The sequence below is a fragment of the Caballeronia arationis genome, from assembly GCF_001544975.2.
GTDB classification, from domain to species: domain Bacteria; phylum Pseudomonadota; class Gammaproteobacteria; order Burkholderiales; family Burkholderiaceae; genus Caballeronia; species Caballeronia arationis.
The window spans coordinates 15,450-28,453 of record NZ_FCOG02000077.1 but is presented as its reverse complement, the minus strand read 5'-3'; the positions used below and the strand labels follow the sequence as shown (position 1 = coordinate 28,453).

Genomic DNA, 13,004 nt, shown 5'->3' with positions numbered 1-13,004 from the left:
TTGCTTACTTTCTTTGCAGCAGCAAAGAAAGTAAGTCCCGCCCCGGACAGGGGCAGAGCTAATCGACCACAAAGAAAACAAGTTCCACAGAAGCGCAGAAGCATCGCATGGTGTTGAACAGCGCCCGTGCGCAGCACCACTCACGTCCTCCCCCGAGCCGCCCGTTGCAGGCAATCGAGCAATAACGAAGCCGCAGGAGTAAGCGGACTGTCGCGCCGCGTAACCACTCCGACAGAGATCGCCGGCAGGCGATCGACAATAGGCAGGACGGCAAGCCCGTCGCCGGCCCACGGATGTTCGAGCAACGGCGCCGGCATTGCGGCCAGCATATCGGACCCGCGCAGCAACCCATGCGCGATGACAAAGCTCGGACACTCGATCACCCGTTGCGGCACGGCGTACCCAAGATCGCCGAACAGATCGAGGAGCGCGCGCGTCGAACTCTCCGGCGACGAATTCAAAAGCCACTCCGCCTCCGACAACTCCGCAAGCGACGTGCAAGCCCTCAACGGATGACCCTCGCGCGCGACCACCACCGAATGACTCTCGTACAACTCGATGTGATCGAACTCCGGCCCGAGATGCTCGGGCACGATCACCGCGACCACGAAATCGAGCGTTCCGTCACGCAGCCTCGGCAACGCGACGCCCGGAAAGCCCTCGACGAAACTCACGCGCGCGTTCGGCATCTCGCGCCGGAACGCGCGATACGCCTGCGGCAGAATCGCGAGCGCCGCCGCCGGCGTCACGGCCGCCGACACGCTGCTGGCCGCCGCGCCCTTCATCTGCGCGATGTCGTCCTCGGCGCGGCGCATCTCGCTCACGACAAGCTGCGCGCGAATCCGCAACTGCTGCTCGAACGCGGTCAGCTGCACGCCGCGCGCGGTGCGCAGGACGAGCGGCACGCCGAGATCCTGTTCGATCTCCTTTAGCGCTTTCGTCAGCGCGGCCTGCGAAAGATGCAGGCTGCGTGCCGCAGCACGGATGCTGCCCTGCTCGGCGACGGTCAGAAAAGCGCGCAACTGGTGATACTTCATAGGGATGAACCAAGGGTTTTAGCCGACAACCAAAGGTGGTCGCAAATTCAATTCACAGTCTTTTGGTTTTCTTTTCCCTTTATATGCTTGGGTGCATCAAGTCATCACGCCATAAATGTCAGGAGCTTGCCATGCTGTCAGTCGAACCCGTCATCCCCGGCATCGCCGCCATCGCACCCGAACTCATCGCGGTGCGCCGACGCATACACGCGCATCCCGAACTCGCATTCAAGGAAACGGCCACGAGCGATCTCGTCGCCGGACTGCTCGCCGAGTGGGGCTACGAAGTGCATCGCGGGCTGGGTGGAACGGGCGTCGTCGGCGTGCTGCGCGAGGGTGAAGGCACGCGGCGCATCGGCCTGCGCGCGGACATGGACGCGCTGCCGATCGAGGAAGCCACGGGTTTGCCCTATGCGAGCGCGGTGCCGAAGACGATGCACGCATGCGGCCACGACGGCCACACCGCGATGCTTCTGTGTGCCGCGCGCTATCTCGCGGAAAGCCGGCAGTTCTCCGGCACGCTGAACCTGATCTTCCAGCCCGCCGAGGAAGGCGAGGGCGGTGCGCGCGTGATGATCGAGGAAGGCCTCTTCGAGCAGTTTCCCTGCGACGCCGTCTTCGGCTTGCACAACATGCCCGGCTTCGCGGCCGGCGACATGAGCTTCTGCCCCGGACCCGGCATGGCATCGAGCGACCGCGTGACGATCACTGTGCGCGGCCACGGCGGCCACGGCGCGATGCCGCATCTCGCGCGCGATCCGATGCCCGCTGTCGCGTCGATCATGCTCGGGCTGAACAGCATCGTCGCGCGCGAAGTGAATGCACAGCAGGCGGCGGTGGTGTCGGTCGGCAGCGTGCAGGCGGGCGACACCCACAACGTCATCCCGCAGTCCGCGCAGATGAAGCTCTCCGTGCGCGCGCTCGACGCGGGCGTGCGCAAGCTCTTGCAGGAACGCATCACCGCGCTCGTCCACGCGCAGGCAGCGGCCTACGGCTGCGAAGCGGAGATCGACTACGAACTCGGCTATCCGGTGCTCGTGAACCACGCCGGGCCGACTGCGTTCGCCGCCGACGTCGCGAAGAAGATGCTCGGCGCGCAGCGTGTCGACGAAGCCGCCGCTCCCTTGATGGGCAGCGAGGACTTCGCGTTCATGCTCGAAGCCTGCCCGGGCAGTTATGCGTGGATCGGCAACGGCATCGGCAGCAAGGGCGGGTGCATGGTCCACAACCCCGGCTACGACTTCAACGACGACATCCTCGCGATCGGCGCAAGCTACTGGGTGCGCCTCGCCGAAGCCTATCTGGCCGACTGACCTCCGAACGTTCACCTCATCAGCCGCATCGCGCACCGAGAGACACCATGGAAACCCCGACGCTGACCCGCCTCACCGATGCCTCCGCGCCATCGCCCGCGCCGCTCACCCGCAAGCAGAGCCGCACGCGCCTCGTCACGGCGGCGGCCGTCGGCAACGCGCTCGAGTTCTACGACTTCACCGTCTACGGTTTTTTTGCGCTGCTGATCGGCAAGCTGTTCTTTCCGGTCCACGATCCGGTCGGCCAGTTGCTGCTGGCGGTGGCGAGTTTCGGCGTCGGCTTCTTCACGCGGCCGGTCGGCGGCCTTCTGATCGGCATGTACGCCGACCGCGCCGGCCGCAAGAAGGCGATGGTTCTCACACTCGCGCTGATGGCCGTCGGCACCGCGATGATCGCGTTCGCGCCGACGTATGCGCAGGTCGGCATCGCGGCGCCGGTGATCCTGGTCGTGGCGCGGCTGATCCAGGGCTTTTCGGCGGGCGGCGAAGTCGGCGCGTCGACGACGCTGCTGCTCGAACAGGCGCCCGCCAACCGGCGCGGTCTGTACGCATCGTGGCAGTTCGCGAGCCAGGGGCTTGCCGCGATGGCGGGCGCGCTGACGGGCGTCTGCCTGACCTCGGCGCTGTCGCCTGCACAGCTCGAAAGCTGGGGCTGGCGCGTGCCCTTCGTGATCGGCACGCTGATCGTGCCGGTCGGCTGGTGGCTGCGCAAGACGCTCGACGAAGAACCTCCTGCGGCCCACGCGGCAGAGAAGGGCAAAGCGCCGAAAGTGCCGCTGATTGACGTCCTGCGCGACCATCGCCGCGCCGTGCTCACGGGCCTCGGCCTCACGATCGGCGGCACGGCGGCGCACTTCATCATCGTGTTCTACCTGTCGATCTACGGCGTCAAGATGCTCGGCCTGCCCGCGTGGACAGCGATGCTTTCCGGCTGCGTATCGGGTGCGATCCTGTTCGTGCTTGCGCCGGTCGGCGGTTATCTGTCGGACCGCTTCGGCAGGAAGCGCATGGCGCAGATGACGCGTGTCCTGCTGATGCTCGCGATCTATCCGGCGTTCGTCGCGCTGAACCGCTGGCCCTCGGCGACGACGCTGCTCGCCACCGTGACCGTGCTGTCGTGCGTGCACGGCATCAACATCGGCGGCGTGGGTGCGATGCTCGGCGAGCTGTTCCCGCGCTCGGTCCGCGCGACGGGCGCCGCTGTCGTCTACAGCCTCGGCGTTGCGATCTTCGGCGGCTTCGCGCAGTTCTTCGTGACTTCGCTGATCGTGCTGACCGGCAGCACGCTCGCGCCTGCGTGGTACGTCATCGCGTGCGGCGCGCTGAGCCTGGTCGGCGTGGCGTACATGCGGGAAAGCGCGGGGACGGCGCTCGACTGATTGTTGAAGCAAACGGAATTAAATTGGCAATCGCCGGGTGATTATCGCGGCGCTGAAATGATCCATGATTCGCTTCATCTGCTCACATTCATCGAGAGGGAAGCGAATCATGAACGCAAACAACCAATTTAAAGTCGCCATCGTGACCGGCGCGGCTCGCGGGATCGGCGCCGAAGTCGCCAGACGGCTCGCCAGCGACGGCTTCGCCGTCGCGATCAACTACGCGTCGAGTTCGAAGGAAGCGGATGCGCTCGTCGCCGAACTCGCGGCCAAAGGCGCGAAGGCGATCGCCGTGAAGGCCGACGTCGCGAGCCCGGACGACGTGCGCGCGATGTTCGAGGCGACCGAAGCGCAGCTTGGCAAGGTCGATGTGCTCGTGAACAATGCGGGCGTGCTGAAGACGGTGCCGCTTGCCGAAACCACCGACGCGCTCTACGACCAGACCTTCGACATCAACGTGCGCAGTACCTTCAACACGCTCCGCGAAGCGGCGGCGCGGATGAACGAAGGCGGGCGCATCGTCAATTTTTCGAGCACGACGCTCGCGCTGAACATGCCGGGCTACGCGATCTACAACGCGACGAAAGCCGCCGTCGAAGCCTTCACGCATGTGTTCGCGAAGGAACTGCGCGGCCGGAACATCACGGTGAACGCGGTGGCGCCCGGGCCGATCGCGACATCGCTCTTTCTCGACGGCAAGTCCGACGAGCAGATCCAGACCTTCGCGAAGATGCCGCCGCTGCAACGGCTGGGGCAACCGGAGGATATTGCATCGGTCGTGGCGTTTCTTGCCGGGCCGGATGCTGGCTGGATCAACGGGCAGATACTGCGCGCGAATGGCGGGATCGCCTGAAGAGGTCCGGGGCGGCTTGAAAGCCGTCATTGCACCTGATCCACGCGCGGGCGAGTCGGTTACGTTCGCGCGTCGTGCACCCGTTCGATGCATTTTCGGCTCCGCGCCATCGCGGATTCCTTTCGGCCGTGACCTCCCAAAAATTGGCACACCTTGTGCTTTTTAACAGCGATACTTAGGTAGTCGTCGCATGGTTGACGCTTTTCTGCGCTTCTGTGGAACTTGTTTTCTTATCGGTCTATTGGCACTGCCCCTGTCCGGGGCGGGACTTACTTTCTTTGCTGCTGCAAAGAAAGTAAGCAAAGAAAGCAGCTTTTTCGTCCTCGGTGTCAGGAGGGCAACGCGCGAGCAGCACTGAGTGGCCCAGCCCCTAAGTGTCGCCCTCAAAGGACTTCAGGGGCTTGGTGCGCGGCACGCACTGTGTCATCGCGCAGTGAACGAGTTGGAACAGCAGTCATTCATCCGTTTTCGCTTCGCTGGACGAGAGGTACATTTGTCGCGTGGTTGAGGTTCGCGGTCGAGGTTGAAAACCGCTGGTTTTCGGACGCCCGTCGTCCGAGCGAAGCGCGGACGGATCGGAACGAAGTGCTTACAACTTTGTTGGACTGCGAGGGATGTCACTGCGTGCGCGCGCCAGGCGCGGTGAGTTTTATGAGGGCGACACTTAGGCGCTGGGCCAGTCAGTAGTGCAAGTGTGGTGACGTCCTAAGACTGATGACAGAATAGCTGCTTTCTTTGCTTACTTTCTTTGCAGCAGCAAAGAAAGTAAGTCCCGCCCGGGACAGGGGCAGTGCCAATCGACCGACAAGAAAACAGGTTTCCTGCAAGCACAGGCGCATCAAACGGTGTAAATACAACCTAAAACCAGAGACGGGGCGCGCTCAAACCAAGGACGCCACGATGCAGATCTACGATGAAATGCGTCACGACGAAACCGTGCGGGCACACTACGCGCGTTTCTCGCGCTGGCTCTCGTCGCAGCCGCCCGAGACCATCGCGAGAAAGCGCAAGGAAGCGGACCTGCTGTTTCGCCGCGTCGGCATCACGTTCGCCGTGAACGGCGACCTCTCGGGCACCGAGCGCCTGATCCCGTTCGACATGATCCCGCGCATCATCCCCGGCGACGAATGGCGCACGCTCGAAGCAGGCCTCCGGCAGCGCGTGCGGGCCCTCAATCTCTTCATCCACGACATCTATCACGATCGCGACATCGTGCGCGCCGGCCGCGTGCCCGCCGAGCAGGTCTACACGAACGCGCAGTACCGCCCGGAGATGCAGGGCGTCGACGTGCCGCTCGACGTCTACGCGCACATCGCGGGCGTCGACGTCGTGCGCGCGGGCGAGGCGGGCGAATTCTTCGTGCTGGAAGACAACCTGCGCGTGCCCTCCGGCGTGTCGTACATGCTCGAAAACCGCAAGATGATGATGCGGCTATTCCCCGAACTCTTCGTGCAGAACCGCATCGCGCCCGTCGCGCATTATCCCGACCTGCTGCTCGAAACCTTGCGCTCGATCGCGCCGGCAGGCGTCGATGATCCGGTTGTCGTCGTGCTCACGCCCGGCATGTACAACTCGGCGTATTTCGAGCACTCGTTCCTCGCGCAGCAGATGGGCGTCGAACTCGTGGAGGGCAAGGACCTCTTCGTCGACGAAAACTACGTCTTCATGCGCACGACGCAGGGCCCGCGGCGCGTGGACGTGATCTACCGGCGCCTCGACGACGACTTCCTCGATCCGCTCGCGTTTCGCGCGGATTCGGCGCTCGGCATTCCGGGGCTTCTGACGTCGTATCGGGCGGGGCGCGTGGCGCTCGCGAACGCGATGGGTACGGGCATCGCCGACGACAAGTCGATCTATCCGTTCGTCCCCGACATGATCGAGTTCTATCTCGGCGAGAAGCCAATCCTGAACAACGTGCCGACCTACCAGTGCCGCAAGGCCGACGATCTCGCCTACACGCTTGCGCATCTGCCCGAACTCGTCGTGAAGGAAGTGCACGGCGCGGGCGGTTACGGGATGCTGGTCGGGCCGGCAGCGACTAAAGCCGAAATCGAATCGTTTCGCGAGCGGCTCGTCGCGCGTCCGAGCGGCTATATCGCGCAGCCGACGCTCGCGCTCTCCGCGTGTCCGACTTTTGTGGAGTCGGGCGTGGCGCCGCGCCATATCGACTTGCGGCCGTTCGTGCTGTCGGGCCGCGAGGTCAACATGTGCGCGGGCGGGCTCACGCGGGTTGCGCTGAAGGCGGGCTCGCTCGTCGTGAATTCGTCGCAGGGCGGCGGCACCAAGGACACCTGGATGGTGGACTGAGCCATCCGCAGTACATCGCGCCTTTTGAAGCGGGACGACAAGGAACGGAACACCATCATGCTAAGCCGCACCGCCGATCATCTTTTCTGGATGGCACGCTACATGGAGCGCGCAGAGAACACGGCGCGCATGCTCGACATCAACTCGCAAGGCCTCCTGCTGCCGCAGACGCCCGAGCAGGAGGCGCGCGCGCAGCGCTCGGTGCTGCGCATCTCCGAGCTGGAGGAGATGTTCGCGGAGCGCCATCCGGGCTCGGAGTCGCGTGGCGACATGCTCGACTTCATGGTCGCCGATCCGGGCAATCCGTCGAGCATCATCGCCTGCCTGCATGCGACGCGCGAAAACGCGCGCGCCGTGCGCGGGACGCTCACCACCGAAGGCTGGGAGACGATCAACTTCACCTGGCTCGAATTCAACGAGCGGCTCGCCACGGGCGAACTGTCGCACAGCCCCGACACGCTCTTCGAATGGGTCAAGTACCGCTCGAACCTGTGCCGCGGCGTGATGGTCGGCACCGCGCTGCGCGACGACGCGTACTATTTCATGCAGATCGGCACCTTTCTGGAGCGCGCGGACAACACGGCGCGCATTCTCGACGTGCGTTTCGCCGACGCCGAGCCGAACTCGCGCGAGGCCGCCCGCCAGCTCGAAGACTTCTATTACTGGACCTCGATCCTGAGTTCGGTGTCGGCGCTGGAGATCTACCGCAAGGTGTATCGCGATGTCGTGACGCCGTCGCGGGTCGTCGAGTTGCTGATCCTCAATCCGCACATGCCGCGGTCGCTCCTCGCATCGCTCGACGGCGTCTGCGATACGCTCGTGAAGCTGCGCACGAACAACTCGAACGAGTGCGAACGCTTCGCGGGCAAGCTGCGCGCGGACGTGCTCTATGCGGACATTCGCCAGATTCTCGAAACGGGCGTGCACGCGTGGCTCACGCAGTTCCTAAAGCGCGTCGACGAACTGGGCCTGCGCGTGATGCGCTCGTTTCTCATGCTTCCGCTTGGCTGAACGCGGGCCAGGCCCCCGGGCTGGCGCGGAACGCACTATCGAAGGACCGAACATGCTCCTGACCATCCGCCACGACACCAATTACCGTTACGCCGCGCCCGTGCAGTACTCGATCCAGCAGTTGCGCCTGACGCCCGCCAACGGCGCGGCGCAGCTCGTGCGGCACTGGGTCGTCGATGCGCCTGGGCAACTCGATGTCACCCGCGACGCCTACGGCAACACGCTGCATACGCTCGTGCTGACGAAGCCGCACAGCGAGATCCATCTCTCGGTGGCGGGCGAAGTCGAAACGACGCCGCTCGACGACGGCCGCCTCTGGGACGACGCCGGCCCCATCCCGCTCGAACACTACACCTGCCCGACCGCGCTGACCGAACCCGACGCGGCCATCCGCGACCTCGCGCATCAGTTGCCGTCGATCGATACGCCCGCTGCGCTGATCGCGCTCGCGGAACGCATCGAGGGCGGCGTCGTGTATCAGCAGGGCGTGACGGAAGTGACGAGCCCGGCCGCCGAGGCGCTCAGGCTCGGCAAGGGCGTCTGTCAGGATCACGCGCACCTGATGCTCGCCTGCTGCCGCGCGCGCGGCGTGCCGGCGCGCTACGTAAGCGGCTATGTGGAACCGGGCGAGGTCGACCGCGCCGCGAGTCACGCCTGGGTCGACGTCTGGCTCGACGACGGCTGGGTGTCGGTGGATGTCACGCACGCGCGCTTCGCGAGCGCTCGCTACTGCCGGCTCGCCGTCGGACGCGACTACGAGGCCGCCGCGCCCGTGCGCGGCTCGCGGGTCGGCGGCAAGGAGGAGCATTTGAGCGTGCATGTGTCCGTGGACTCACAGGCCGACCAATAAGCGCACGCGATCCTCAAGCCGCCGCCCGAATCTGCCGTAAAGTAAAGTGAAGTCGAAGGAAGCACGACGGGAAGGGCCGGCGGGTCAATGAAACACCGGGTATCGCCGCCGGGCGGATGCCGCATCGCGACGGCGTCAGTACAATGACGCTTTTGCATTTTCATCGGAACAGAAAGTCATGACTTATTGCGTGGGTATGTGCGTCGACGAGGGACTCGTCTTCCTGTCGGACACGCGCACCAACGCCGGCGTGGACCATGTCAGCGCCGCGCGCAAGATGGCCGTGTTCGAGCAGCCCGGCGAACGCGTCCTGGTGCTGCTCGCGGCCGGGAATCTGGCGCTGACGCAGGCCGTTACGCATCTGCTCGCCGCGCCCGCCGACCCGAAGAAGCCGACGCTCTACAACGCGACGAACATGGCGGAAGCAGCACGCATCGTCGGCGATGCGGTGCGCGAAGTGCACAAGCGCGACGCGCTCTCGCTCGCCGAATTCAGCGTCGACTTCAATTGCAGCTTCATTCTCGGCGGCCAGATCGGGTCGCAAAGCCCGCGGCTCTTCATGATCTATGCGGCGGGCAACTTCGTCGAATCGACGCGCGTGAGCCCGTATTTCCAGATCGGCGAGTCGAAGTACGGCAAGCCGATCATCGATCGCGTCATCACGCCCGCCACGCCGCTCGACGAAGTGGCGAAGTGCGCGCTCATTTCGATGGACTCGACGCTGCGCTCCAACCTCTCGGTGGGACTGCCGCTCGACCTCCTGGTCTACGAGAAGGATTCGCTGTCCGTCACGCGCTTCGCGTCGCTCGACAACGACAGCGAATACTTCCAGATGATCCATCGCACGTGGGGCGCGCGGCTGCGGCAGATTTTCGGCGAGATTCCGAATCCAACCTGGACCGATTCCGCCGACGTGCCGCGCCGTGAGCGCGAGCAGAACGCCAGCGTGCCGCGTCTCGTGATCGGCGACTTGCCGTGTCCCGAGTCCCCCGCGCAGACGCTCGCGCAAACCGATCCTGGCGCGACGCAGCAGTAGCCGCTGCCGTGCACGGAAACGGCGCGCATAAAAAAACCAGCCGCGAGGCTGGTTTTTTGTACCGCAGTCGTCGAAGACACGCCGCGAGCGGCGCATCCCGAGCCGTCATTAGAACTTGTGACGGATACCGACGATTACGACTTCCTGGTGGTCCCCGCCGCTCGAGAAGCCATACGAGCCGACCGAAGCTTGTGCATCCGACGTCGTCGTGCCGTCTGCGTTCTTCTGCGTGCCGCTTGCCTGCTGCCATGCGCCGACAGCGTACAGGTCCGTGCGCTTTGACAGCGAGTAGTCAGCACCCAGGCTGACCTGATTGTAGTGGGCCGCCGTGTCGCCGCTTGCCTTCGTGTACGTGTAGCCAAGGCCGAGCAGCATCGCCGGCGTCAACTGGTAGTTCACGAACGCGTTGCCGGTGCTGAACTTCTCCTGCGACGTGAACGTCGAGTGGCCGTCGCTCTTGTACTGCGCGAAGCTGTACGAAGCACCGAACGTCACCGGGCCAATTGCGTACTGGCCGGCGGCACGAGCAATACCGATCGAGTGAGCCGTCTGGTAGCCGATGTTGACCGGGCTGAGGAACAGCGAATCCGACGACGGGCTGTTCCAGCCGGTGTTGCTGCCATCGGCTTGGGTCACCGGGCGGCCAGCGGTCGGGTTGTTCGCGTAGAGGTAACTGGCCGCGAGACCCAGCGGGCCGTTGTTATACGTTGCTCCGCCGCCCCACGTCTGTCCCTGGCCGGTCGTGCCCGCCCCGTTGCTGAAGCCGTAGATGCCTTCGACCTGGAAGCCTGCGTAGTTCGGCGAGACGTACTTGACGGAGTTCGACACGCGCAGGTCGTTGTCGTAGTTGTCGACGTCGCCCGGCGTTGCCATGATGCTGCCGAAGTAGTTGTCGGCCGTGATGCCTTGAACCATGTCGACGGATGGGTCGTATTGACGACCCAGCGTGACCGTACCCCACGAGTCGCCCGTCAAACCGACGAACGCTTGGCGGCCGAATTCGCGGCCACCCTGGTTCAGACGGCCCGTGCCCACGTCAAAACCGCTTTCCAACTGGAAGATCGCCTTCAGGCCGCCGCCCAGGTCTTCCTGACCCTTCAGGCCCCAACGGTCGCCCGACAGGTTGCCGTTGATCATGCCGTACAGATGGTCGCCATTGGTGTTGGCGCGGCTCACGTAACCGAGACCTGCGTCGATCACGCCATACAGCGTCACGCTGGATTGTGCTTGTGCCGCACCAGCTGCGCCGAGCAAGGCCAGCGAGAGGGACGTCAGTGCGAGTCGTTTCATCGAATTCTCCACGCGAATGATTAAAATCGTTGTTGCCGGCGCAGAGAATAACGCAGTGTTTCAATTCTTTAGAAACGAAAAAAATAAGCTGTCTCGAAAAACAGACACTTCGCCAGAAGTCCGCCAGTAAAGGCTTTGCGACCTTTTAAGCGAGGTTTTCACCACGACAGAACGGCCGCGGAAAAGTTCCGCTCACGCACTTTCGGCCACCGTGCGCCCAAGGCCCTTACTAATGGGCTTACGCGATTACCGTTACTTCCGGTAACAAAGAAAATGCGGCGAACGACCGTTCAACACGGGTTTCAGGCATTCGGCGGCGGATGGTCGGTGCGTTGCGAATCGCGGTTTGAAAGCAGCGCGACTGCCATCCCCGCGCTCGCCGCGAACAGTACCGCGCGCCACGGATGGCGTCGCACCAACTCGTTGGCTTGCGTCGCCTTGCGACTCGCGCCGATCAGCGCGTCGGCGGTTGCGCGCGTGGCCGTCGTCTCGGCACGCGCCACTTTGCGCGAGATCGCGAGCGCGCGGCTCAGCGCAGAGACTTTCGCGCGCGCCTGCTGCGTGAGTTGCTGCGTGCGGCCGCTGCGCGTGCCGATCGAGTGGCGTGCCCCGGCGGGCACGAACGCGGCGGACGTGCCGGCGGCGCCGGGAGCAGCGTCGCCGTCGATCGCCGTTCCGGCGGTGCGGGTCGAAGCGGCGAGCAGCGAGCCAATTTTCGCGCGGCTGCCGGGCGGCACACCGTTCTGGATGCCCCACGCGCCGCGCGGATCGTGCAGGCGCGCGCGTGCCGCCGAAAATTCCGCGCCGAGCAGCAGCACGGCAGCGGAGAAATAGAGCCACATCAGCAGCACCGCGAGCGAGCCGGCCGCGCCGAACGCGCTCGCCGTGCCGGCGTGCGTCAGATAGAACGCGAACAGCTTCTTGCCGGCCGAGAAAAGCACCGCCGACATCACGCCGCCGACCAGCGCATCGCGCCACTCCACCCGCGCGTCGGGCAAGAGCTTCAGCAGCGCCCCGAACGCGACGGTCAGGATCATCAGGCCCGCTATGAGCTGCGCGATGTCGCCGATGATCACGAACGGCGAGTCACCCCAGAGCCACATGCCGACCGCCTGGATCGCAGTATCGAGCACGAGCGAGACGATCAGGAGGAACGCGACGCCGAGCACGAGCCCGAACGAGATCAGCCGCACGCGCACCAGCGCGAACACGCTCGATTTCTGTTCGCCCGACACGGGCCACACCAGATTGAGCGCCGTATTGAGCGAAGAAAACGTGGCCGACGCGCCCACCGCCAGCAACACGAAGGAGATGATCGCAGCGAAACCCGTCCCTCCGCTGCGATGGGCGTTTTCGACGATGCTCTGCACGCCCGCCGCCGCCTGATCGCCGATCAGGCCGTTCACCTGATGAAAAAGCTGACCGCGCGCGGCATCGGCGCCGAACACCCAGCCGGCGACCGCGATCACCATGACTAGCGTCGGCGCGAGCGAAAAGGCGGAGTAGAACGCGATGCTCGCCGCCATCGCCGCGCAGCGGTCTTCCCCGAACTGCTTGAGCGCGCCGACGACCCAGGAGGCGTCCTTCTTGACGACCGCTTCCAGTTTTTGCGTGGACAAGGTGCTCATCGCCTACCTCTGTGACTTGATGGATTGAATGTTCTAGGGATTGCGGGCTCGCTTTCGTCGAGCACGATCCGTTCCAGAACGGACGTATCCGTGCCGACCCACTCGCGTCGGGGACCTGGGTTTGGGGAAATCAGGGAAACGTCGGAAGGGAGCGCATTTGCTGCATGGAACAAATTCCACGAGTAGCCGCTGGCGACCGCCGTCCAAGCGCGTAGAATCCGGCGCCGCGGCAGACGCAAGTCGCCGCAAGTGCCGGCGAAAGGCGAATGTTATCTCTATAATTTACGCATCCCCACAAGA

Annotated in this window: 10 protein-coding genes; 7 read left to right on the top strand and 3 right to left on the bottom strand. The window is 64.5% G+C overall.

Going from position 1 to position 13,004, the window contains the following annotated elements; genetic code table 11:
- Positions 1-140: 140 nt before the first annotated feature.
- Entirely contained in the window at positions 141-1,037 is an 897-nt protein-coding gene (locus tag AWB81_RS29535) for a LysR substrate-binding domain-containing protein (protein WP_062640226.1), read from the bottom strand.
- A gap of 131 nt (positions 1,038-1,168) precedes the next feature.
- On the opposite strand from AWB81_RS29535, the gene AWB81_RS29530 reads away from it, so the two are divergent.
- From AWB81_RS29530 to AWB81_RS29500, 7 genes are all read left to right on the top strand, one after another.
- The gene (locus AWB81_RS29530; protein WP_062640224.1) at positions 1,169-2,350 is read left to right on the top strand and encodes a M20 aminoacylase family protein; all 1,182 of its coding nucleotides are present in this window, start codon (positions 1,169-1,171) and stop codon (positions 2,348-2,350) included.
- Positions 2,351-2,397: 47 nt separating this feature from the next.
- Positions 2,398-3,729, top strand: a complete 1,332-nt coding sequence (locus AWB81_RS29525; RefSeq protein ID WP_062640222.1) for an MFS transporter — start codon at positions 2,398-2,400, stop codon at positions 3,727-3,729.
- A gap of 109 nt (positions 3,730-3,838) precedes the next feature.
- Complete coding sequence (locus AWB81_RS29520) at positions 3,839-4,582, top strand: SDR family oxidoreductase (RefSeq protein ID WP_062640220.1); 744 nt, start codon at positions 3,839-3,841, stop codon at positions 4,580-4,582.
- 900 nt (positions 4,583-5,482) lie between these two features.
- Entirely contained in the window at positions 5,483-6,889 is a 1,407-nt protein-coding gene (locus AWB81_RS29515; protein ID WP_062640218.1) for a circularly permuted type 2 ATP-grasp protein, read from the top strand.
- Positions 6,890-6,946: 57 nt separating this feature from the next.
- On the top strand, positions 6,947-7,900 hold the full coding sequence (locus AWB81_RS29510; RefSeq protein ID WP_062640229.1) for an alpha-E domain-containing protein: 954 nt from the start codon (positions 6,947-6,949) through the stop codon (positions 7,898-7,900).
- Between the two features lie 52 nt (positions 7,901-7,952).
- On the top strand, positions 7,953-8,750 hold the full coding sequence (locus AWB81_RS29505; protein ID WP_062640217.1) for a transglutaminase family protein: 798 nt from the start codon (positions 7,953-7,955) through the stop codon (positions 8,748-8,750).
- Positions 8,751-8,928: 178 nt separating this feature from the next.
- Positions 8,929-9,786: a proteasome-type protease gene (locus tag AWB81_RS29500; protein ID WP_087135275.1), complete on the top strand. Its 858-nt coding sequence runs from the start codon at positions 8,929-8,931 to the stop codon at positions 9,784-9,786.
- A 108-nt stretch (positions 9,787-9,894) separates the two neighbouring features.
- On the opposite strand, the gene AWB81_RS29495 is transcribed toward AWB81_RS29500, so the two are convergent.
- Both AWB81_RS29495 and AWB81_RS29490 read right to left on the bottom strand, forming a co-directional pair.
- Positions 9,895-11,076, bottom strand: coding sequence for a porin (locus AWB81_RS29495; protein ID WP_062640213.1), 1,182 nt, complete (start codon positions 11,074-11,076; stop codon positions 9,895-9,897).
- Between the two features lie 302 nt (positions 11,077-11,378).
- Complete coding sequence (locus tag AWB81_RS29490; protein ID WP_062640210.1) at positions 11,379-12,704, bottom strand: YihY/virulence factor BrkB family protein; 1,326 nt, start codon at positions 12,702-12,704, stop codon at positions 11,379-11,381.
- Positions 12,705-13,004: the final 300 nt, after the last annotated feature.